This window comes from Delftia sp. WSY_12 (assembly GCF_043104645.1).
Taxonomy (GTDB): domain Bacteria; phylum Pseudomonadota; class Gammaproteobacteria; order Burkholderiales; family Burkholderiaceae_C; genus Comamonas; species Comamonas tsuruhatensis.
Genome location: NZ_JBICKW010000022.1, coordinates 343,755 through 363,922 on the forward strand (window position 1 = coordinate 343,755; position 20,168 = coordinate 363,922).

The window sequence follows — 20,168 nt, forward strand, 5'->3', positions numbered from 1 at the left end:
GCTCAGTCAAACAGGGCGGCATCCTGCGCACGCAGCGCCTGCTCGGCAACGGGGTTCGCCATCTGGATCTGGCTGCGGTCGCCGCGCGCCTCCTGCAATTGCACGGACTGCACAAACTGCTGGCCGCTCAGGTCCACCGCCTGCAGCCACTGGGCCAGCACGGGGTCGCGCGGCACCAGGTGGAGACTCCAGCCGGCACCCTGCACCTGGCCGCTGACCTCGAAGTAGTGGGTGAGCTGCGCCAGGTCCGCCGACACCACGGCAAACAGCATGGCATTGATGGTGCGCAGCACAGGCTCGTCCTGCGCGCGCATCTGCACGGCCGTGCTGCCATCGGCGCCGCGCGACAGCAGGCTGTCGGGCCTGACGATCAGCGTCGAGGCAAAGGGCTGTCGCACCTGCCAGGCGATGCCCTTGCCACGTGCCACGACGAAGTCGCCCGAGGATTTGAGCGGCTGCCTGAAGCCCTGCACGGTCTTGAGCTGCGTGAACTGACCACGCACCACAGGCGCGCTCTGCACGCGCTCACGCACCTGGGCCAACAGAGCCTGCTGTGACACTTGGGTGGCCGGGGCGGTCTGGGAGCCGTCGCCAACGCCGGAAACACCGGCAGCAGGCGCGGCCTGCAAGGCAGCCGGAAGAGACAAGGTGCAGGCCAGGGCGCAGGCCATGCCCCATGCAGCCAAGCGCGTCCCTTGGGCAGTCATGGCTGCACCCCCAGCCGTTCCCACAGCACGGGAGGGCAGACAAAGCACATCTCGCGCGTGCGCATGTCCACGGCCACCTGGGTGGTGTGGGCCGTGTTCACTTTCTCGCCCGTGGCGGCATCGCTGATCAGGTAGTCGATGCGCAGGCGGTTTTCCCACTCGGTGATGGTGGCCTTGATCCGGAGCTTTTGTCCGAACAGCGCCGGGCGCACGTATTTGAGACGCATGTCCACCACGGGCCAGCCGTAGCCGGAGTCTCGCATGCGGGGATAGTCGTAGTCGAAGTGGGCCAGCAAGGCGCTGCGAGCCAGTTCGAGATAGCGCACGTAGTGGCCGTGGTAGACGATCTCCATCACGTCGATGTCGTAGAACGCCGGCGTGACTTCGATCTCGTAGCTCAGCCGCTCGCGCGAGGCGATTTCCTGGTCAGTGGCCATGAAGGCTCCGCGTGAAGGGCAAATTACCCATGGTTGAGAGGATGCGTGGGTGCAGGTGCAGGCATGCCCTGCTCCCAGAACGGGAAGAAGTTGAACCAGTCATAAGGCGCCTTGCACAGCAGGCGTTCAAGCTGCCGGGCGTAGAGCCGGGCATAGCCGGCCAGCGCCTGCGCGCGCCGCGCACGCGGCAGTTCAACCTGGGCGGCAAGCGGCACGAACTCGACGGCATAGCCCCGCCCCTCATGCACGCAGCCCATGAAATACAGCGGGCACTTGAGCAGGGCAGACAGGATGTAGGGCCCGCAAGGGAAGGCGGCCTCATGGCCCAGAAACAGGGCCTGCGTGGTCTTGCTCTCATGCACAGGAACGCGGTCACCGGCAATGGCGATGAACTCCCCGCGCGCCACGCGGTCGGCCAGTGCCATGGCGGTGGCCATGTTGAAGTCCAAGACCTGCAGCAGCTGCACCCCGCTGTCCGGCGCCATGCGGCGCAGCAGGCGGTTGAAGCGCTCGGCATGCCGGGTATGCACCAGGATGGTCAGTTGCAGGCCAGGGCATTGCCGGGCCAGGGCCTGGCACAGCTCGATGCAGCCCATGTGTGCGGTCACCAGCACGGCCCCCTGCCCGCGGGCCATCAGGTCCAGCAAGGGCTGTTGCCCCTCCAAACGCACGTGCTCGGTGCGGTAGCTGTTCGTTACGGCAAGCAGCTTGTCCAGGATCACCTGGGCAAAGACACCAAAGTGCCGCAGGCCGTGCACCCAGCCCGGCCCGCGCGGCCACAGGCCATGCGCGTGTTGCAGGCGCTGCAGGTACTGCAGGGAAGCGCGCCGCGCCACCGGGCGCGTGAGCCAGTAGTAGCCGACGACCGGATACAGGCACAGCAAAAAGGGCCAGCGGCCCAGCCAGCGGTGAAGCTGGTAGAGCAGCCACATGCCGCCCACGCAGGTGCTTTCGCCGATCTGCGCCCAGTGGTGCGGGCTGCGTGTGGAAGGCCCGCTCATGACGTCCCCCGCGTTCGCAGTCGGCGCGCCAACAGTTGCGGGCTGCGCAGCAGCATGCCGCCGAACAGGCGCGCGTGCATGCCGGAGATCCGAAGGTTGTCGCTCCAGACCCTGAAGTGCGACAGCCCATCGGCGGGATAGGTCACGGGCGTGGGCAAGGTCACGAAGGCCACGCCGCGCCAGTGCAGGTGCACCAGCACTTCGGTGTCGAATTCCATGCGCCGCCCCATGCGGGAGCGGTCCAGCACCGCCACCGTGGTCTTCAGCGGATACACGCGGTAGCCGCACATGGAATCGCGAATGTCCAACGACAAGGTGTTGATCCACACCCACACATGGGTGAGGTACCGGCCATAAAGACGCGCCTTGGGCACGCTGGCGTCATAGGCGGGTGCCCCGCAGACCATGCTCCCCGGGTGGGCACGGGCCAGCGCCAGGAAGGCGGGAATGTCACTGACGGCGTGCTGGCCATCGGCATCGATCTGCAGCGCATGCGTGCAGCCCTGGGCCAGCGCGGCGCGCAGGCCGGCCATCACGGCGGCGCCCTTGCCCTGGTTGCTTGCCAGGCGCAGCACCTGGACCTGCCCTGCGTGCTGCGCTGCCAGCGCATCCAGCACGGCGGCGCAGCGCGGCTCCGAGCCGTCGTCCACCAGCAGGCAGGGCAGGCCTGCGCGCAGGCAGCCCCGAACCATCCCCCCCACCGTGTCGGGGTGGTTGTAGACGGGGATCAGGGCCGTGGGGCGAAAGCCAGGTGCCGTCATGGCCTGCGCTCCAGCAGGCGGCCGCTGGCATGCACGCCCCGCGCGGAACTCAACTCGAACTGCAGCCAGCCTTTCTCGGGCTGCCACTGCAGCTGCATCTGCACCGTATCGCCGGGCAGGATGGGCTGCTGGAACTTGAGCAGTTGCGCGTCGGCAAATCCGTGCTCCAGGCCGAAGGCCTGGGTCGCCAGGCTCACCACCCAATGCAGTTGCGCCACGCCGGGCACCAGGGATGCCTCGGGAAAATGCCCCTCCAGCACGCGCAGCCGGGGCTGCACCAGCAATTGCGCCGTGGCGCGCTGCGCGCTGCGTTCCTGCCATGCCGGCACGGGAATCACGGGATTGAACAAGGTCAGCAGGCTGTGATGCGTGGTCTTTCCCTGCGCATTCATGGGCATGCGCTCCACATAACGCCAGTGGCGCGGCAAGGCCACGCGGTCCACGCAGGGTTGCAGCAGCAAGCGCAGCGCCTGACCCATGCCGCGGCGGCCCTGCTGCTGCAACGCCTGCCAGCCCGCTTCGGACAGCTCCACCACCATGCCCACGCGCTGCGGCGCGCCGCCAGCCATGCCGCTGACGCCGAGCGGCTGCTCCAGCACCACGGCCCTGGCCTGCCGGACGTCACCATGGGTTTCCAGAACACGCTCCATGGCGGTCAGGGACACCCGCTTTTCGGCAATCTTCACAATGCGGTCTGCACGCCCCTGCAGCACGAAGCCCAGGCCGTCGGTGCCGGGCAAGGCACGGTCGGCCGTCTCCCACCAAAGCTGCGCATCAGGCAGATGGCGCGAGCGCACGGCAAGAAGCCCGCTGTCCGACAGGCGCAGCTCCACGCCAGGCAGGGCCTGCCAGGATTCGCCGTGTTCTGCGCGGCGGCGCCAGGCGATACCGCCCGTTTCAGAGCTGCCGAAGACTTCGGTGGGCGAATGGCCCAGCAGTTGCAGCGTGTGCTGCGAGGCGCTCTCGGCCAGTGGGCCGCCGGAGGAAAACACACCGCCCAGCCGCTCCATCGCCTGCGACCAGTCCAGGTGCGTCGGCAAGCGGCCGAGCATGGCGGGGCTCGATACCAGCAGGCTGCGCGGCGCCTGCTGCAGTGGCTGCACCAGATCCTCGGGATAGTGCGCCAGATGCGTGCCCATGGTGCGGCCAGCCGCCAGCGGCCACAGAATGCGGAACAGCAGGCCGTAGATGTGATGGTGCGCCACGGTGGAGAGCACCTGCACGTGCGGCTCCTGCGCCATGCCGGCACCGAACACGGCCTGCAGGGCCTGCACCTCGGCATCCAGCTGCGACAGCCACTTTTCAATGCGCTCGGGCACCCCCGTGGAGCCGGACGTGAACAGCACGACACGCGCCTTGTGCACGTCCAGGGGCAGCAGTACCACGCCGTCCGCGCCAGCGGCATCCGGCACCAGGGCCTGGGGCAACTCGCCCGCGCAGGCCGCCACCTGGGGCAGCAGCGCCGACAGCGTATGCGCCTGCAGGTCACTGGCCAGCACCGGCGTCTTGCCCGCGTGCCAGGCACCCCATAGCGCAGCTGCAAAGGTCAGCGGATTGCCGCAATACAAGGCCACTTCCGCCCCTTGCACACGCTGGAAGGCCGCGCACCACGCCCGGACAGCATCGACCCATTGCGCGTGCGTGACCGCCGCATCCTGCGGCCTTGCCACCACATGCCCTGCGTCCCTGGACTGCGGCAGTGCTACCTGCGCCAACGCCACCCATGCCAGTGCCAGACCTTGTTCGCTCTTTGTGGCCGTCATCCTTGCCTCACACATGTCCATGGCGCCTGCGCACACGCTGGCGCACCAGCCACTCCACCGCCATCAGCAGCCCCATGGCGCCATAGGCGATCAAACCGTTGTACAAAGCCCAGGCCTCGTCGCTGCCATACAGGGCCGTACCGGCCGCCACTGCGCCATTGCAGACAAAGAAGACGCACCAAACGGCCGTCACCCGGGCGGTGTAGCGCACGGCCGGCGCAGGCAGATCGGGCTGCCGCAGCCGGGCCAGGCGCTCGACCACCGACGGCGGAAACCACAGGCTCCAACCAAAGCCGGCCAGCAGCACGGCATTGACCAGCACCGGATAGAACTTGAGCGCCAGGCCATGGCCCTGCCACCACGAGACGGCAGACAGCGCCGCCGCCCCCGCAGCGACAACCCACCAAAATCCTTCGCGGCTGCTGCAGGCACGCGCCAGCGCCAGCACCACCAATGCGGCGGCAATCCAGTGCGCAGCCACACGCCCCAGCGCGGCATAGACGGCCAGCGGATAGAGCACCGTGGCCAGCAGCACAAGGCCTGTCGCGGTTTTGCGCATGGCAGGCGTGTTCCTCAGGCGACGGCGCTGTCTTCTTGCATCAGCTGATGCAGCGCATCCACCACGTCCTGGATGGTGCGCACCGACTTGAAGGCCTCGGCATTGAGCCGCCTGCCGACCAGAGGCTTCAGTTGGACGATCAGATCCACGGCATCAATGCTGTCGATGTCCAGGTCGTCATGGAGCCGGGCTTCGGGCGTGATGCGCTCCGCCTCGATATCGAAGGTTTCCGTCAGGATTTCGACGATGCGTTCGTAGATGGTTTCTTTGTTCATGAAAATGTCTTTGCTGCGGTCTGCGCGGAGGGCCGCACTCAGTGCGTGCGCTGGGCTGCCACGAAGGCAGCAAGCGCCTGGACGCTGCGGAAATGCTGGCGCGTCTGTTCCGAGTCCCCGGACAGGCTCACGCCGAAACGCTTTTGCAGCGCCAGGCCCAGCTCCAGCGCATCGATGGAGTCCAGCCCCAGGCCCTCGACAAACAGGGGCTCGCCCGCATCGATCTGCTGCGGCGTGATGTCCTCCAGCGCCAGGGACTCGATGATGAGTTCTTTGATTTCTTGCTCAAGCTCAGGCACGGGACGGTTCCTTGAATAGTTGTGCGGACAGATGGTCCGTGACATGTCGGGCCGCCACGGAGTCGCTGGCAGCGCCCTGGCAAAAGGCCTCGATACCGATGTCGTTACGGACTTCGATGAAAAAGTGGGGCTTGCGCGGCGGCACCTGCCACCACGGCGCGCCCTTGGTCAGCATGGGCAGGCTGCAATGGATGTGCACCGGCGTGATATCGATGCGGCCTCTGACCGCCACATGGGCCGCGCCGCGCTGCAGCCGGACTTTGCCGTGCAGCGGTGTTCGCGTGCCTTCGGGAAAGATGATCAGGTTGTTGCCGGATGCCAGCGAGCGCAGGCAGTCCTGCAGCAGGCCCTCGCCACGGCTGTTGGCAATGAAGCCGGCCGCCCGGATGGGGCCGCGCGTGAAAGGGTTGCCTGCCAGCGCCGCCTTGACGATGCAATCGGCATGGCGAACGAAGGAGATCAGGAACACCACGTCGATCAGCGATGGGTGATTGGCAAGAATCAGCAGGCCGCGCCGCTGCAGACGTTCACGGCCCTGCACTTCATAGGACAGAACGCCGACACCCGCCATCAGGGCCACGAACCAGCGCAGGCTGTGATGGATCACCGACTGGGCCGCCAGCTGGCGCGACTGCGGCTGCCGGATGGCCAGCAGCAAGGCCGGATAGACCATGCAGCGCACCACCAGCCCACCCAGGCCGAACACGGCAAAGCACAGGCCGGTGGCCGCCAGGCGCCACTGACGATTGAGCCACTCAGCCATGAGCGCGCTCCCATCGCCATCCGCCTGCACCACGGCGCTGTGCCGGGCGCTGCGGGCCTGTCAGGGATGCCTGGCCGTCGTGCAACAGAAACTGCAACACCTGCAACCCGTGCGGTAAATGCTGCAAATGCGGCGCGTGGTCCGGCTCCGGCTGCGCGGCGTCCATCCCGGGCTGCCTGCTCAACTGGAAACCGGACTCCCCGGGTACTGCCCATTGCACCAAGACCGCCCAGGCGAATACCACCTGGGGCTCTGTGTGGAAGCCGTCATACGGAGCAGGCAGTGGCGCGTCATAGCAGACCAGCATGACTTGCGGCGCGCCTTCGTGCAGCAAGCCCAATGCTTCGATCATGCCCGCTTCCGGCGCGCAATCGGTGGACGCCACGCACAAGGCATTGGCACGCATGCCTCGCAAAATGGAATGCTGGGCGCCAATGCCGTTATGCACCGCCAGGCCGAATGCCGTGGGAGACAAAGCCTGCCCCAGGGCCTGCGCTTGCAGCAAGTCAAGGGACTTTTCGGCATCGCCGTAGCGCGAAGCCCAGACCACGGGCAGGTCAGCCAATGCAGCCTGCGCCGCAACGGTATCGGCGGGAACAACGGCACATCTGGCCAATAGGCCGAGGCGCCTGCGGGCGATTGGGGGGATATGGGCAAGATCCGGGCGGACCTCGCCCTGTGGCAAGACGGGCTGCCTTGCCCACTGCCGCCACTGGACAGGTTCCTGCAGTCCGGGCGCAAGCGCAGACCACGCCCGAATCGCAAAAACGCGGCGCACGAAAATCCCCCCCGATGCCTATGTTTGAATGTCACGTCCAGTAGCTACTGGCCGCTGGCTTTAAAAAAACGATGCATTGTAGCTATCGAAGGTAAAAAAATTCTTGTATCTGTTATTTAAATTTGTTACTTGATGCATATTGACAACAGTGACGCGGCCATGATAGCCATCAACGACTGATCGGTGCTTCGCCTGGAGGCGGCGCCTTCCCTCTGCACCGGAACCGCGCAGCCTCTCACTTTCAAAGTCAGCCCCGAGCAGCCCCCTCCCCCCTCCTTCAGGCATGCGGGACAGCGCCGGGCGCCGGACATCTGGAGTCTGCAGTCAGTACCTGGTTTCAGTGATATGTCACGCATATGCATTGAACAGGTTGTCCAACCATTCGCATCAGACGCAGATTTCTGCGCCTTATATTCTCAATTCGCACAATGCTATTGATAACAAGAAATCAATCAATCACCAAAAACCAACAGCAGCATGTTCAATCGAAATAATCAACAACTATTGCAAATGAATTATCAAGAATCACGGGAAATATAAGCATTTACTGATGATCACCAAATGCACATCTCTTGTTCGCCATCCTCCTCTGAAGAAGAAAATAAATGACCAATGAAAGCGCTTGAATCCGGCCACACAACGAAAAACCGCTTCAGCAATCTCTTCTTGAAAACTTCTTACAATCCATCGATATTCCCGCCTACCTGATGCGCTCAGCATCCACTCCAGGCCTTTCCTTCCCGTATTGAATCCATGCTGTTTTCCGGCCAGAATCCGCCGCCCGACATACATGACCAACTGTCTTCCGTTTCAAGGCAAGACCGGGAGATACTCCATGGTCATAAAGCCGTTGCGATATGGCTGACCGGACTTTCGGGGTCCGGCAAATCGACCATCGCCAATGCGCTGCAGGCGCATCTGCACGCGGCCGGCCGGCGTACCTATGTGCTGGACGGAGACAACATCCGCAGCCGGTTGAACCGCGATCTGGGCTTTTCCGAAGAAGACCGGGCGGAGAACATACGCAGGGTCTCGGAGGTTGCCCGGCTTTTCGTGGATGCGGGCACGATCGTGATCGCGGCCTTCATTTCCCCTTTCCGTAGCGAGCGCGACACTGCCAGGGCCTTGTTCGACAAGGGTGACTTCCTGGAGGTGTTCGTGGATGTTCCCCTGTCCGTTGCCGAGCGGCGGGACCCCAAGGGCCTGTACAGAAAAGCGCGCCGTGGCGAACTGCTTCAGTTCACCGGAATCGACTCGCCCTATGAACCCCCTGTGGCAGCGGAGCTGACCCTGCGCACGGACCAGCTCAGCGTGGCCGCATGTGTTTCGCGCCTGCAGGCGTTGCTGCTGCAGGGGCAGCCGACTGCGCCGGGCACGCCCGCCCAGGGCATGGCGCCGCTGATGACCTGTCCCCTGCCACTGGCCAAGGCGCTGCAATGAATGCCATGCCCGCCCTGCCCTGCGCGCATGAAGACGCCTGTGCCGGCACGCCCCTGTTTGCGCGGCTTGATGCCAGGGTTGCGCTGCAGGCGCTGCGCGAGGAGGTGGATGCGCTGCTGTCCTCGCCATGGTGCGACCACGTGAACCACGGCGGCTACGAAGGCGTATGGCGTGTGATGCCGCTGCGCTGCCAGCGCCAGCATGTGGCGGCCCACCCCATTCTCCAGAGCTTCTCCATCGAGGAACCCGAGGAGGATTGGGAGGACCTGCCCCTGCTGCAACACTGCCCCGCCATACGCCAGGTGCTGGAGCAACTGCAGTGCCCGCTGCGCTCTGTGCGCCTGATGCAGCTGAAGGCCGGCTCATCCATCAAGCCGCATCGCGACCGTGGGCTGGGCCTGGCGCATGGCCAGGCCCGGCTGCATGTGCCCGTGCACACACATCCCGATGTGCAGTTCATCGTGGAAGGCCGCACGATCCCCATGGCCGCAGGGGAGCTCTGGTATTTCAATGCCGATGCCACGCATGAAGTGGTGAACCGGGGCAACCGGGACCGCACCCACCTGGTCATCGACTGCCTTGCCAACGCCTGGCTGGCAGACAGCATCGGCAAGGGACACGCCCATGCATGAGTTGCAGGCGGCCTTTGCCGAACTGATCGCAAGCCCCCGGCAGCACACCCTGTTCCAGCAGGCCAGGAGCATGGAGTCGCTACTGGTGCAGCTGCGCCTGCTGTGGTGTCTTCCCGCCTGGAACGATGGCCGGCTCATGCAGGCGCTGCAGCAGTTGAACCAGGCGGCCGCCGTGCCAACTGCCGCACTGCTGGCCGGTGGCTGGCTGCCACACAGGTATGAGGCACGCACGCGCAGCATCCTTTGGTGCCTGCCGGACGGCGCTGCCACCGAGCCGTTTCATGACGAGTACATCAGCCGCTGCCTGCAGCGCAGGCTGCTGAACCAGTTCATCCGGCCGCGCACGCCGCTGGCCGGCCTGTGCGCGGAATCCCTTCCCAGGCCCGGGGGCCACCCGCCTGCCGGCTTCATCTTCCACCTCTCGCGCTGCGGCTCCACCCTGGTCTCGGGCTGCCTTTCCGAACTGGACGGCACGCTGGTCCTGTCGGAGCCACCTGTCTTCACCGAGCTGCTGCTGGACAGCTCGCTGGACCGGGCGCAAAAGCGCGATGGCATTGCCGGCCTGGTGTCGGCCATCACCGTGGCCGTGCCGGGGCGCCGCAACCTGGTGGTCAAGTGGAATGCCTGGGACATTTTCCAGTGGGAGCTGCTGCACGATCTCTACCCCGAGGTGCCCGGCCTGATGCTGGTCCGCGATCCTGTGGAGATCCTGGCCTCACACCACAGGCAGGCCGGCCGGCACATGTCGGGCGACCCGTCGCTGGCTGGCGCTGGTCCGGTTTTCTGTTCCGGCAGTGGCTGCCAACCCTTTGTCTCCGTGCTCGACCACCGCATGCGCGTGCTGCAGGCAATGATGGAGCGGATGCGGGATCTGCACGAAAGCCAGGGCGTTCCTGTGCTGCACTACCGCCAGCTGGATGCCGAAGCCATGGAGCAGATAGCCCGGCGCTTCGACCTGCATGCAGGCGAGGCAGCGCGCCAGCGCATCGCCGCACGCCTTCGCCAGCATGCCAAGGCGCTGGACCAGCGCTTCGAGCCTGACGGGCGGGACAAGGCGGCCGTCTTTGGCGAAAGCGAACGCCAGCGCATCGAAGAGCGCCTGGGTCCGCTGCACGCACAGCTGCTGCGGCGCGCACAACCCGTGCACGAATAGGCCGCGCCAAAGATCAACGCCAACAGCACATGGACAGCGCCCACGATGTGCCAGCCCCAGAAAAACGGCGAGTCGATCTGCGGCTTTGCCCGTTCCTTTGATTTGCGCAGCACAGATCCTTTGGTAGTCCGCGCTGTGTATGCACGGCTTCAGTCTGAAGCGACACCGCAGGCTGCCGCACTTCACTGACGACAGCGCCTTGCCCAAAGCACGGCACAGACCGCTGCAGCGCCCCTCAGGAAATCACATTCCGAATGAACCGCGTCACGCCTTCGTGCAGGTTCACGTAGGCGTAGTCCTGGGCGCTGCCGTAGATGGCGTAGTCGCCGGCCTCGATGGTCATGGGGCCTTCGCTCAGGTCCACCAGCAGGCGGCCTTCGACCACGACGATCATCTCGTGCCAGCCTTCCGGGTCGGGTTCGGCCTGGTAGCGTTCGCCGGGGCCCAGGGACCAGGACCACAGCTGGGCCTCGCGCGTGGCGGGCACGCTGCCCAGCAGCATGGCCTGGCTTTCGGGCCGGGTGCCGCGCCAGGCCATGGCGTCCATGCGCAGGCGCTGCGCGGCCGGGTCGCTGACGATTTCTATGAAGCTGGCGCCCAGCGCATCGGCCAGCCGATCCAGGCTGGACAGGCTGATATTGGTGTCGCCGCCTTCCAGCTGCACGACCATGCGCCGGCTCAGGCCTGCGGCCTCGGCCAGGGCCGCCTGGCTCAGTCCTGCACGCTGGCGAAGGCGGCGCAGGTTTTCGCTGACGAAAGCCAGGACATCGGAGCGCTCGCCAGCGCTGTGCAATATATTTCTCATATGATCTGCGCAATATGTTGCACACGTCATCTTCTCACAGTTCGCGCACGCCGCTGCTCAGCCGGCAGGAGCTGGCCCTGATCGCCGTCACCATGGTCTGGGGCGGCACTTTTCTCGTGGTCCATCTGGCCATGCAGCACAGCGGGCCGCTGTTCTTTGTGGGCCTGCGCTTCGTCACGGCGGGTCTGATCGGGCTGCTGGTGTTCCGCAAGGTCATGGCCGGGCTCACGCGCACCGAGCTGGTCGCAGGCACGGCCATCGGCGCCAGCATCTTTCTGGGCTATGGTCTGCAGACCTTCGGCCTGCAGACCATCAGCAGCAGCAAGTCGGCGTTTTTGACCGCCTTGTATGTGCCCATCGTGCCCCTGCTGCAATGGCTGGTGATGGGCAAGCCGCCGCGATTGATGAGCTGGATAGGCATTGGCCTGGCCTTCACGGGCCTGATGCTGGTGGCGGGACCCGAGTCCGGGGGAATGGAGTTGAACGTGGGCGAGATGGCGACCATGCTGAGCACGCTGGCGATTGCGGCCGAGGTGCTCCTGATCGGGCATTTCGCGGGCAAGGTCGATGCGCGGCGCGTGACCACGGTGCAGTTGCTGGCGGCCGGCGTCATGGCGCTGCTGGCCATGCCGGTGGCGGGGGAATCCGTGCCCGATTTCTCCTGGGTCTGGCTGTCCGCCGCGGTGGCCATGGCCTGCGCCAGCATCCTGATCCAGCTGACCATGAACTGGGCCCAGAAGTCCCTGTCGCCCACGCGTGCGACCGTGATCTATGCCAGCGAGCCGGTCTGGGCTGGCATCGTGGGACGCATGGCCGGCGACCGGCTGCCGGGGCTGGCAATTCTGGGGGCCGCGCTGATCGTGGGCGGGGTGCTGGTCAGCGAGCTGCGCCTGGGCAGGCAAACACCCAAGCCGTAACGCACCCCGGCTGCGGTCCCCGGCGTGCTGGACCGCACCTGTCCCACCCTGCGGCAAGGCCACAGGCGAATTGCTGCGTAGGACAAATTGCGGGGGCATGCCAAGCGCCTCGAAAACCCGGCCAGGACACTTCTCAGAAGCTCTTGAAAAACGGTATTTTCATAATCAATCAGAAACATCCGAGATCAAATAAGCTATTCCTAGGATAAATCCCATTTCCTCAATAATCCTAGGACGACTCTGAAAATCCGATTTTCATCAAAAAGATCATTACAAAACGCAATCAACCCTTTAGATTCCGCTTTTGAAAACAGGCAAGCCATTCATCGGCTTGATGGTCATTCAATTCAGGAACTCATGAAAGGGCGATGGCATGCAAAAGCGTGGCGCGGGAAATCGACGGAAATTGGCCGGCTTTACGGCGGCAATGGCAGCCAGCTGCACAATCGTTTTGGGGACGGGTGGCACCGCATGGGCCGCCTCGGCAGGGGAAGGTCGCGGCTATGCGCTGGAAGTGAAGGCCGGCGTTTCATTGGTAGACCTCGGGCTGGATATCCCGCTGGTAGATACCGGACTGCAGAGTGCGCCGCCGGCGTTCAATGTCTCCGGGAAAATGCTTGCTGCAGACATCGGGGGCGCCACCAACAGCTTGATTTCATTGAAGGCGGGTGTGCTCTCGGCAAGCACCGGGAGCTCGCTGGCGCAAAACCGCGTCGAAACAACCGCAGGCATCAGTGACATCAACCTGTCCATCGCTGGCGTCGTAGCCATCAAGGCTGATGTGCTGCAGTCCCAAGTGCAGGCAACCTGCGTCAATGGCGCCATCCAGCCCACCGGGGCCGCGACCATCGAGAACCTGAGCATCTCCGTGCTCGGTATCCCTGTCCCAATTCCATTGAATCCATCCCCAAATACCGGACTGAATACCGGAATCCTGGAAATCGTTTTCAACGAGCAAACTCCCGTGGATGGGGGAATGGAAGTCAATGCCCTGCGCATTGGCGCGAAAATACCCACCCTCGCCGACGTCAACCTCGTCTTGGGCCATTCGCAAGCCTCGCTTGCCGACTGCGTCGCAGCGCAAGGGGATACCACGCCACCTGCGGTAGACATCACCACGTCCCCGGTGATCAATGCAGACAACCAGGAGGCCTACATCGTCGCAGGCAGTTGCACCGCGGGCGATGGCAATGTGAAGGTGACCATCGGCACGGCCCCGAAGTTCGTGACCATGACGACGGCCTGCAATGCAGCCGGAGCCTGGACGGCACCGGCTGCCAATGTGGCCAGCCTGCCCCTGGGTCCGGTGGACATCACGGCCACCCAGACCGATGCGGCCGGCAACACCGGTACGCGAAGTGTCATCACCACCAAGACCACGGCCGCAGCCACGGACACGACGGCACCCGTGGTCGCGGTGGACAACGCAGCCGCGATCAATGCCGGCAATGAGCACGGCTACACCGTCTCGGGCACCTGCACGGCCGGCGATGGCGATGTCAGGGTGCGCATCGGCACGGCGCCCAACTCCGTGGAAGCCATCGCAGCCTGCGGCAGCAACGGCCAATGGACCACTGCCGCCACCGACCTGGGCGGGCTGCCTGCGGGCACGGTGCCCATCCAGGCAAGCCAGACCGATGCGGCTGGCAATACAGGGACCGCCAATGTCTCCGTCACCAAGGCAGACACCACGCTGCCGGTGGTCACAGTGGGCACCCCGCCCCAGATCAATGCGGGCAACCAGGGCGCCTACATCCTCTCTGGCACCTGCACAGTCGGCGCAGGCAGCGTCACGGTGACCATAGGCACGGCGCCCAACGCGGTGGTGGCCACTGCGCCCTGCGACAGCAATGGCGATTGGACCATCCCCGCCACCGACGTGAGCGCACTGCCTGCGGGCACGGTGGGCATCCATGTGGCTCAGACCAATGCCGCCGGCAATTCGGGCACGGCCGATGCCACGGTCACCAAGGTCGATACCACGCCGCCCACCACGCCCTCGGTCACGGTGGTGAATCCTCCCCCGATAGACGCGGGCAACCAGGGCGGCTACATCCTCTCTGGCACCTGCACGGCCGGCGGTGGCAGCGTGACGGTGACCATCGGCACGGCACCCAAGGCCGTGGTGGTGACCGTGCCCTGCGATGGCAATGGCCACTGGACCACTCCTGCCACAGACGTGAGCGGCCTGCCCAAGGGATCGGTGACCATCACGGTCACCCAGACCCAGGCGACGGGCGATGTCGACTCAAGCACTGCGACCACCACCAAGACCACGCCTGGCGCGGACGATGTCCCAGGCAGCGACTCCGTCGCAGCCATCCCCGTGGGCGGGGCCTGGGCCTCCCTGCTCCTGCTGGGCGCGGCGGCGCTGGGACTGCGCCGCCGTGGCAGGCAGCCGGGCCCGCAGTGCTCCGGGCGGCATCACGATTGACGTAGTTGCCACCATCAAAGGCGCCACGGCCGTGGCGCCTTTTTGCATTGGGCCTGCGCAAGGCATGGGGCGGCCTTGATGCGGCCTTGATGGCGTTGTGCGCAAACACAATCCGCCCTTGAGGCAGCCGTCCCTAGAGTCAAGGCCTCACAACAAATGGCTTCCCGATGAAGCCGCGCCGCCATGAGACCTGTCGCCATCCTCCAGCACGAATCCACCCAGGGCCCCGGCGTTCTGCGTGAACACCTGGAGCAGCAGTGCATTCCCTACCGAATGTTGCAGCCCGCCCTCGATGGCAGAGCCCCTGTGCATGCCGCCGACTACAGCGGCATCGTGGTGCTGGGCAGCAACCATTGCGTCAACGAGGGCCTGCCCTGGATGGAGGATGAACAGTCCCTGCTGGCCGACGCGCTGCGGCATGACGTTCCCGTGCTCGGCCACTGCTTCGGCGCGCAGATGCTGGCGCGCGCCATGGGCGCCAGGGTCTGGCGCAACCCCTGCCCCAACATTGGCTGGAGCCGCATCTGGGTGACGGCCGCCGCCCAGCAGCTCATGGACCTGCCGCGCGAGGCCACGATCTTCCATTGGCACTACGACACCTTCGAGATCCCGCGCGGCGCCGTGCGCACCATGTACGGCAGCCATTGCCTGAACAAGGGTTTTCGACATGGCCGGCACTGGGCCTTCCAGGGCCACATGGAGGTGACTGCCGCCAGCGTGGCTGCCTGGTGCGCCGAAGGCCATGACGAGCTGCTGCGCGCACGCGGCCCCGCGGCGCAGACCGAGAGCGAGATACTGCGCCACCTGGACCTGCGCATTCCCGTGCTGCACGCCCTGGCCCACCGCACCTACCGGGCCTGGACGTCACAGCTGCAGCGGCCCGTGGTCGTGCCCCTGAGCGCGGCCAGCCGGTAAACCTTCCAGGCCAGGCAATCCCTGGTGAATACCCTGGGTGCGCTTGACGCAGCTTTTGCGCGCAGGGAAACTTTCGATACGAAATAGAAAACTTTCGAATCGAAAGAATCCATGCAGGAACAAGGCAACAGTTCACTCAAGCGCAGGCTGCAGATCGTGGAGCTGGCGCGCAAGACCGACGAGGTGCGGGTCGAGGCGCTGAGCGTGCTCTTCGGCGTCTCCACCGTCACCATCCGCAACGACCTGCACTACCTGGAGCAGCAGGGCTATGTGGTGCGCGCCTTCGGCAAAGCGCGCTACAACCCGGCCCTGCTCAAGACGGCGGCCGAGCTGCCTGGCGCCCACGCCGCCGCACAAGGCCCGGCACAGGCCCAGGTGGCCCAGGGCGCCCTGGGCTGGATTGAAGACGATGCGTCCGTCTTTCTTGGCGGTGGCCGCATCACCCACCGCGTGCTGCCGCTGCTGGCCAGCCGCCAGGGCATTGCGCTGACGCTGCACGACCTGTCCATGGTGGCGACGGCCCGGCAGTTTCTCGATTGCACCATCCACATCACGGGCGGCTCGCTGGCCGGCGACGAGCCCTGCCTCATCGGCCCCGGCGCTGAAACGGGCCTGCGCGGCCGGCCGCTGGACATCTGCCTTTTCGAGATCTGCGGCATCGACGAGCGCAACCGCCTGCTGTGCCGCGACCCGGGCGCCGCGCGGCTGTACGCGGCAGCCGTGGAGCACAGCGCCAAGGCCGTGGCGCTGGCACTGGATCTGGACAGCACCTCGGGCGGACACCCGGTCTGCGACATCGCTCAACTCGACGGCCTGTGCGCGCACCAGGACATGGAGCCCGGCGCCTTCGATCTGCTGGAACGCCACCGGCTGCAGGCCACCCACAAGGCCGAGGGCCGCATCGAGTTCGCCAGAAGCTGAGTTTTTCCACAACGACAGAGGGAGAGAGACCGCCATGGACCGCAACACGTTTCTCCGGCGCATGCTGGCCGGCGCATTCACATTCGGCCTGCCGGCCAGCCCGGCGCTTGCACAGCCAGGCCCCGGCCCCGCGCGCACCATCGGTGTGTCCCTACTCACGCAGCAGCACCCGTTCTACCTGGAGCTGGCCCAGGCCATGCAGCAGGAAGCCGCGCGGCAGGGGCTGAAGCTGGACCTGAGCATTGCCAACCAGGACCTGGGCAAGCAGATCTCCGATGTGGAGGACTTCGTCAGCAAGAAGGTCGATGCCATCATCCTGTCGCCCGTGGATTCACGCGGCGTCAAGGCCGCCGTGCTCAAGGCCGCCGCCGCCCGCATACCCGTGATCACCGTGGACATTGCGGCCAGCGGGGTGGAAGTGGCCTCGCACGTGGCCACCGACAACCGCGCCGGCGGCGTGCTGGCCGGCCAGCTCATGGCCCGCGCCACGGGTGGCAAGGGCCAGATCGGGGTGCTGCACTACCCGTCCATACAGTCCGTGGTCGATCGCGTGGAGGGCTTCAAGTCGGCCATCGCGGCCTTCCCCGGCATGAAGATCGTCTCGGTACAACCCGGCATCACACGCGCCGAGGCCCTGTCCGCATCGCAGAACATGCTGCAGGCCCACCCCGACCTGGCAGGCATCTTCGGTTTTGGCGACGATGCGGCCCTGGCCGCGCTGGCCAGCGTCAAGGCCGCCAGAAAGCTGGAGCAGGTGAAGATCGTGGGCTTTGACGGCATGGCCGAGGCCCGCGCAGCCGTGGACCGCGAACCGGCCTTCGTGGGCGTGATCCGCCAGTACCCCGACCAGCTGGGACTGCAAGCCGTGGCCATTGCCGCGCAGCTGCTGCAGGGCAAGCCGGTGGAAAAATTCCACCCCGTGCTGCCCGGCGTGTACACGGCTGCCGCCAGGTAAATGGACCTGCGGAGCCCGCCATGCCAGGCCCCACTGCACACAGCCACCCAGGCCGTGCCATGCTCGCCGCCGTTGCGCCGCCCCCCATGCTCGAGGCCCGGGCGCTGGCCAAATCCTTCGGCGCCGTGCAGGCGCTCAAAGGCGTTTCCTTCCGCCTGCGCGCAGGCACGGTGCACACGCTGCTGGGCGAGAACGGGGCCGGCAAATCCACCCTGCTCAAGATCCTGGCCGGCGTACACCGGCCCGATGGCGGACAGCTGCTGGTGGCCGGCGCCCAGGCCCGGCTCGGCAGCCCCGGCGATGCGCAGCACCACGGCATCGCCATCGTTCACCAGGAGCTGAGCCTGGCGCCCAACCTCAGCGTGGCGGACAACCTGTTTGCCGCGCGCCTCCCGCAGCGGGCCGGCTGCGTGGACCGCCGCGCACTGCGCCGCGACGCCGCCGCGCTGCTGGCTCGACTGGGCATGGACCTGGACCCCAACGCGCAGGTGGCCGAACTGTCGCTGGCCCAGCGCCAGCTGGTGGAGATCGCCAAGGCGCTGTGCCAGCCCTCGCGCATCGTCATCATGGACGAGCCCACGTCCTCGCTCAGCGACAGCGAGGCGCAGATTCTCTTCACCCTCATCGCCCGCCTCAAGGCCGAGGGGCGCGCCATCATCTATGTCTCGCACCGCATGGACGAGATCATGCGCATCTCCGACGAGATCACCGTCATGCGCGATGGCAGCTCCATTTGCACCCTGGCGCGGGACGAGACCGACATCGGGGCGCTGATCGCGCTCATGGTCGGACGCCAGATGCAGGACATCTATCCGCCGCGCGGCCCCGCCCCTGACCGCAGCACGCGCGCCCTGCTCCAGGTGCGCGGCCTGGGCCTGGCCGGGCGCTTCGAAGGCATTGACTTCGAGGTCCACGCGGGCGAGATCGTGGGCTTCTTCGGGCTGGTGGGCTCGGGCCGGTCCGATGTCATGGATGCGCTGTTCGGCATGCACCGCTGCACGGGCAGCATCCTCATGCACGGCCGGCCGCTGCGCCTGCGCTCGCCGGCCGACGCCATTGGCCAGGGCATGGCCTTCGTGACCGAGAACCGCAAGGAGCAAGGCCTGGTGCTGGACCAGTCCGTGCAGCACAACATCTGCATGGTGCAGGTGCACAGCGGGCGCGGCGGCGCACTGCTCACCGACGAGGCCGCCGAGCAATCGCTGGCCCGCGCCTGCGTGCAGCGGCTGAAGATACGCGTTGCCGGCCTGCACCAGCCCGTGCGCCAGCTGTCGGGCGGCAACCAGCAAAAGATCGTGTTCGCCAAATGGCTGGCCATGCGGCCCCGGCTGCTGGTGCTGGACGAGCCCACGCGCGGCATCGACGTGGGCGCGAAGTTCGAGATCTACGCCCTGATCCGCGAGCTGGCAGCGGCCGGCACCGCCGTCATCCTGGTGTCGTCGGAGCTGCCCGAGGCACTGGCCCTGAGCGACCGGCTGCTGGTCATGCGCAACAAGCGCCTGGTCCAGAGCCTGGACACCCTTCATCTGCGCCAGGAGACCGTGATGGCGCACGCCACCGGAGCAGGACTGCCATGAACCATTCCGACCTGGGCGTCCCCGCCACGGGCGCGCCCGAAGAACGCATTCCCGGCGACCGGCGGTATGACGGCAGGCATGGCTGGCGGCATGCCTGCAAGCCGCTGCGGCGCCATGCCGGCACGCTCATGGGCCTGGCCGCCCTGGTGCTGCTGTTCTCCCTGCTGTCGCCGGCCTTTCTGACGGCCGGCAACCTGCGCAACGTGCTGCTGCAGGTGTCCATCATCGCCATCGTGGCCTTCGGCATGACCTATGTGCTGCTGCTGGGCGAGATCGATCTCTCGGTGGGATCGGTGGTCGCCCTGGCCGGCAGCGTGGCCGGCCTGATGCTGGGCCAGGGCCTGGCGCCCGCCCTGGTGCTGCCCGCCGTGCTGCTGTGCGGCCTGCTGCTGGGCGCGGTCAACGGCTCGCTGTCGGCGCTGCTGCATCTGCCGTCCTTCATCGTGACGGTGGCGACCATGGGCATCTTCCGGGGGCTGGCCTATATCGTCTCGGGCGGCATGCCGCAGCCGGTGGACAGCGAAGCCTTTCTGTGGATCGGCAACGGCGAATGGCTGGGCATGCCCGTGCCCATCTGGATCCTGGCCGCACTGCTGGCCGCCAACCACTTCGTGCTGGCCCGTACCGTCTTTGGCCGCAAGACCTATCTGGCAGGCGGCAATGCCGAGGCGGCCATCTATGCAGGCATACGGGTGGGGCGGCTCAAGATCGCCATCTTCATGCTGTCGGGGCTGATGGCGGCCGTGGGCGGCCTGCTGCTCACCTCCCGCCTGTACTCGGCCCAGCCCAACGCGGCCATGGGCTGGGAGCTGGACGCCATTGCCGCCGCCGTGCTGGGCGGCACGCGCCTGGCCGGAGGCCACGGCAGCGTTGCGGGCACCTTGATAGGGGCGCTGATGATCGGCGTCATCAACAACGGCATGAACCTGATGAGCGTGCCCTACTTCTATCAGCTCATCGTCAAGGGCAGCGTGATTCTGGTGGCCGTGTGCATCGATGTGCACAGCAGGCGCAGGCGCTGACGCATGGGCCGGCGGTGCAGCGAACGGCGCACGGGGTTTGATTCCAAAGGGAGG

22 protein-coding genes are annotated in these 20,168 nt (G+C 66.0%); 10 read left to right on the plus strand and 12 right to left on the minus strand.

Annotated features, from left to right (window positions below; all coding sequences use genetic code 11):
- Positions 1-2 precede the first annotated feature (2 nt).
- Genes ACF8LI_RS13880 through ACF8LI_RS13925 form a run of 10 tightly spaced genes read right to left on the minus strand, consistent with a single transcriptional unit; the run spans position 3 to position 7,343 of the window.
- Entirely contained in the window at positions 3-707 is a 705-nt protein-coding gene (locus ACF8LI_RS13880; RefSeq protein ID WP_392413097.1) for an outer membrane lipoprotein carrier protein LolA, read from the minus strand.
- A complete protein-coding gene (locus ACF8LI_RS13885; RefSeq protein WP_017406826.1) occupies positions 704-1,144 on the minus strand; it encodes a thioesterase family protein in 441 nt (146 codons plus the stop codon). Before ACF8LI_RS13885 ends, ACF8LI_RS13880 begins: the two co-directional genes overlap by 4 nt.
- Before the next feature lie 23 nt (positions 1,145-1,167).
- Positions 1,168-2,145, minus strand: a complete 978-nt coding sequence (locus ACF8LI_RS13890; RefSeq protein WP_209672871.1) for an acyltransferase — start codon at positions 2,143-2,145, stop codon at positions 1,168-1,170.
- Complete coding sequence (locus tag ACF8LI_RS13895; protein ID WP_392413100.1) at positions 2,142-2,906, minus strand: glycosyltransferase family 2 protein; 765 nt, start codon at positions 2,904-2,906, stop codon at positions 2,142-2,144. The genes ACF8LI_RS13890 and ACF8LI_RS13895 overlap by 4 nt, the downstream gene beginning before the upstream one ends.
- Positions 2,903-4,669: an AMP-binding protein gene (locus tag ACF8LI_RS13900; protein ID WP_392413102.1), complete on the minus strand. Its 1,767-nt coding sequence runs from the start codon at positions 4,667-4,669 to the stop codon at positions 2,903-2,905. The genes ACF8LI_RS13895 and ACF8LI_RS13900 overlap by 4 nt, the downstream gene beginning before the upstream one ends.
- Before the next feature lie 7 nt (positions 4,670-4,676).
- Positions 4,677-5,228 (minus strand): membrane protein, encoded by a 552-nt coding sequence (locus ACF8LI_RS13905; RefSeq protein ID WP_046239885.1) that lies wholly within the window; start codon positions 5,226-5,228, stop codon positions 4,677-4,679.
- 14 nt (positions 5,229-5,242) lie between these two features.
- Positions 5,243-5,503, minus strand: coding sequence for an acyl carrier protein (locus tag ACF8LI_RS13910; protein ID WP_017406831.1), 261 nt, complete (start codon positions 5,501-5,503; stop codon positions 5,243-5,245).
- 38 nt (positions 5,504-5,541) lie between these two features.
- Positions 5,542-5,802 carry a phosphopantetheine-binding protein gene (locus tag ACF8LI_RS13915; RefSeq protein ID WP_128422704.1) on the minus strand — a complete coding sequence of 87 codons (261 nt, stop codon included), beginning with the start codon at positions 5,800-5,802 and terminating at the stop codon, positions 5,542-5,544.
- Positions 5,795-6,565 (minus strand): lysophospholipid acyltransferase family protein, encoded by a 771-nt coding sequence (locus tag ACF8LI_RS13920; protein WP_392413104.1) that lies wholly within the window; start codon positions 6,563-6,565, stop codon positions 5,795-5,797. Before ACF8LI_RS13920 ends, ACF8LI_RS13915 begins: the two co-directional genes overlap by 8 nt.
- Complete coding sequence (locus ACF8LI_RS13925; protein ID WP_392413106.1) at positions 6,558-7,343, minus strand: beta-ketoacyl synthase chain length factor; 786 nt, start codon at positions 7,341-7,343, stop codon at positions 6,558-6,560. Before ACF8LI_RS13925 ends, ACF8LI_RS13920 begins: the two co-directional genes overlap by 8 nt.
- Positions 7,344-8,096: 753 nt before the next feature.
- Between ACF8LI_RS13925 and cysC the strand changes: the two genes are divergently transcribed.
- The 3 genes from cysC to ACF8LI_RS13940 are packed head-to-tail and all read left to right on the plus strand — an operon-like array spanning position 8,097 to position 10,568.
- The gene (gene cysC / locus ACF8LI_RS13930) at positions 8,097-8,783 is read left to right on the plus strand and encodes an adenylyl-sulfate kinase (protein ID WP_047327577.1); all 687 of its coding nucleotides are present in this window, start codon (positions 8,097-8,099) and stop codon (positions 8,781-8,783) included.
- On the plus strand, positions 8,780-9,415 hold the full coding sequence (locus tag ACF8LI_RS13935; protein WP_209672877.1) for an aspartyl/asparaginyl beta-hydroxylase domain-containing protein: 636 nt from the start codon (positions 8,780-8,782) through the stop codon (positions 9,413-9,415). Before cysC ends, ACF8LI_RS13935 begins: the two co-directional genes overlap by 4 nt.
- A complete protein-coding gene (locus ACF8LI_RS13940; protein WP_046239880.1) occupies positions 9,408-10,568 on the plus strand; it encodes a hypothetical protein in 1,161 nt (386 codons plus the stop codon). Before ACF8LI_RS13935 ends, ACF8LI_RS13940 begins: the two co-directional genes overlap by 8 nt.
- Before the next feature lie 235 nt (positions 10,569-10,803).
- On the opposite strand, the gene ACF8LI_RS13945 is transcribed toward ACF8LI_RS13940, so the two are convergent.
- Positions 10,804-11,373 carry a helix-turn-helix domain-containing protein gene (locus ACF8LI_RS13945; protein ID WP_026062195.1) on the minus strand — a complete coding sequence of 190 codons (570 nt, stop codon included), beginning with the start codon at positions 11,371-11,373 and terminating at the stop codon, positions 10,804-10,806.
- Between the two features lie 14 nt (positions 11,374-11,387).
- Here ACF8LI_RS13945 and ACF8LI_RS13950 point away from each other — a divergent pair, with 14 nt between their 5' ends.
- The gene (locus tag ACF8LI_RS13950; RefSeq protein ID WP_392413108.1) at positions 11,388-12,290 is read left to right on the plus strand and encodes a DMT family transporter; all 903 of its coding nucleotides are present in this window, start codon (positions 11,388-11,390) and stop codon (positions 12,288-12,290) included.
- A 655-nt stretch (positions 12,291-12,945) separates the two neighbouring features.
- Here ACF8LI_RS13950 and ACF8LI_RS13955 read toward each other — a convergent pair.
- On the minus strand, positions 12,946-13,338 hold the full coding sequence (locus ACF8LI_RS13955; RefSeq protein WP_392413138.1) for a hypothetical protein: 393 nt from the start codon (positions 13,336-13,338) through the stop codon (positions 12,946-12,948).
- On the opposite strand from ACF8LI_RS13955, the gene ACF8LI_RS13960 reads away from it, so the two are divergent.
- From ACF8LI_RS13960 to ACF8LI_RS13985, 6 genes are all read left to right on the plus strand, one after another.
- The gene (locus ACF8LI_RS13960) at positions 13,267-14,724 is read left to right on the plus strand and encodes a hypothetical protein (protein ID WP_392413110.1); all 1,458 of its coding nucleotides are present in this window, start codon (positions 13,267-13,269) and stop codon (positions 14,722-14,724) included. The two genes, ACF8LI_RS13955 and ACF8LI_RS13960, sit on opposite strands and share 72 nt — an antisense overlap.
- A 183-nt stretch (positions 14,725-14,907) precedes the next feature.
- Positions 14,908-15,639: a type 1 glutamine amidotransferase gene (locus ACF8LI_RS13965; protein WP_016448076.1), complete on the plus strand. Its 732-nt coding sequence runs from the start codon at positions 14,908-14,910 to the stop codon at positions 15,637-15,639.
- A 111-nt stretch (positions 15,640-15,750) separates the two neighbouring features.
- Complete coding sequence (locus ACF8LI_RS13970; RefSeq protein ID WP_047327574.1) at positions 15,751-16,560, plus strand: DeoR family transcriptional regulator; 810 nt, start codon at positions 15,751-15,753, stop codon at positions 16,558-16,560.
- Positions 16,561-16,594: 34 nt separating this feature from the next.
- Positions 16,595-17,515 carry a substrate-binding domain-containing protein gene (locus ACF8LI_RS13975; protein ID WP_343739560.1) on the plus strand — a complete coding sequence of 307 codons (921 nt, stop codon included), beginning with the start codon at positions 16,595-16,597 and terminating at the stop codon, positions 17,513-17,515.
- A gap of 59 nt (positions 17,516-17,574) precedes the next feature.
- Positions 17,575-19,092, plus strand: a complete 1,518-nt coding sequence (locus ACF8LI_RS13980; RefSeq protein WP_392413111.1) for a sugar ABC transporter ATP-binding protein — start codon at positions 17,575-17,577, stop codon at positions 19,090-19,092.
- A complete protein-coding gene (locus tag ACF8LI_RS13985) occupies positions 19,089-20,114 on the plus strand; it encodes an ABC transporter permease (protein WP_392413113.1) in 1,026 nt (341 codons plus the stop codon). Before ACF8LI_RS13980 ends, ACF8LI_RS13985 begins: the two co-directional genes overlap by 4 nt.
- Positions 20,115-20,168 lie beyond the last annotated feature (54 nt).

Bases quoted from the DNA above. Each gene is read 5' to 3' on its own strand.
- ACF8LI_RS13880 (WP_392413097.1), bottom strand. From the start codon at position 707: ATGACTGCCCAAGGGACGCGCTTGGCTGCATGGGGCATGGCCTGCGCC.
- ACF8LI_RS13885 (WP_017406826.1), bottom strand. From the start codon at position 1,144: ATGGCCACTGACCAGGAAATCGCCTCGCGCGAGCGGCTGAGCTACGAG.
- ACF8LI_RS13890 (WP_209672871.1), bottom strand. From the start codon at position 2,145: ATGAGCGGGCCTTCCACACGCAGCCCGCACCACTGGGCGCAGATCGGC.
- ACF8LI_RS13895 (WP_392413100.1), bottom strand. From the start codon at position 2,906: ATGACGGCACCTGGCTTTCGCCCCACGGCCCTGATCCCCGTCTACAAC.
- ACF8LI_RS13900 (WP_392413102.1), bottom strand. From the start codon at position 4,669: ATGACGGCCACAAAGAGCGAACAAGGTCTGGCACTGGCATGGGTGGCG.
- ACF8LI_RS13905 (WP_046239885.1), bottom strand. From the start codon at position 5,228: ATGCGCAAAACCGCGACAGGCCTTGTGCTGCTGGCCACGGTGCTCTAT.
- ACF8LI_RS13910 (WP_017406831.1), bottom strand. From the start codon at position 5,503: ATGAACAAAGAAACCATCTACGAACGCATCGTCGAAATCCTGACGGAA.
- ACF8LI_RS13920 (WP_392413104.1), bottom strand. From the start codon at position 6,565: ATGGCTGAGTGGCTCAATCGTCAGTGGCGCCTGGCGGCCACCGGCCTG.
- cysC (WP_047327577.1), top strand. From the start codon at position 8,097: ATGCTGTTTTCCGGCCAGAATCCGCCGCCCGACATACATGACCAACTG.
- ACF8LI_RS13935 (WP_209672877.1), top strand. From the start codon at position 8,780: ATGAATGCCATGCCCGCCCTGCCCTGCGCGCATGAAGACGCCTGTGCC.
- ACF8LI_RS13940 (WP_046239880.1), top strand. From the start codon at position 9,408: ATGCATGAGTTGCAGGCGGCCTTTGCCGAACTGATCGCAAGCCCCCGG.
- ACF8LI_RS13945 (WP_026062195.1), bottom strand. From the start codon at position 11,373: ATGAGAAATATATTGCACAGCGCTGGCGAGCGCTCCGATGTCCTGGCT.
- ACF8LI_RS13950 (WP_392413108.1), top strand. From the start codon at position 11,388: ATGTTGCACACGTCATCTTCTCACAGTTCGCGCACGCCGCTGCTCAGC.
- ACF8LI_RS13960 (WP_392413110.1), top strand. From the start codon at position 13,267: ATGGAAGTCAATGCCCTGCGCATTGGCGCGAAAATACCCACCCTCGCC.
- ACF8LI_RS13955 (WP_392413138.1), bottom strand. From the start codon at position 13,338: ATGGCCCAAGACGAGGTTGACGTCGGCGAGGGTGGGTATTTTCGCGCC.
- ACF8LI_RS13965 (WP_016448076.1), top strand. From the start codon at position 14,908: ATGAGACCTGTCGCCATCCTCCAGCACGAATCCACCCAGGGCCCCGGC.
- ACF8LI_RS13970 (WP_047327574.1), top strand. From the start codon at position 15,751: ATGCAGGAACAAGGCAACAGTTCACTCAAGCGCAGGCTGCAGATCGTG.
- ACF8LI_RS13975 (WP_343739560.1), top strand. From the start codon at position 16,595: ATGGACCGCAACACGTTTCTCCGGCGCATGCTGGCCGGCGCATTCACA.
- ACF8LI_RS13980 (WP_392413111.1), top strand. From the start codon at position 17,575: ATGCTCGCCGCCGTTGCGCCGCCCCCCATGCTCGAGGCCCGGGCGCTG.
- ACF8LI_RS13985 (WP_392413113.1), top strand. From the start codon at position 19,089: ATGAACCATTCCGACCTGGGCGTCCCCGCCACGGGCGCGCCCGAAGAA.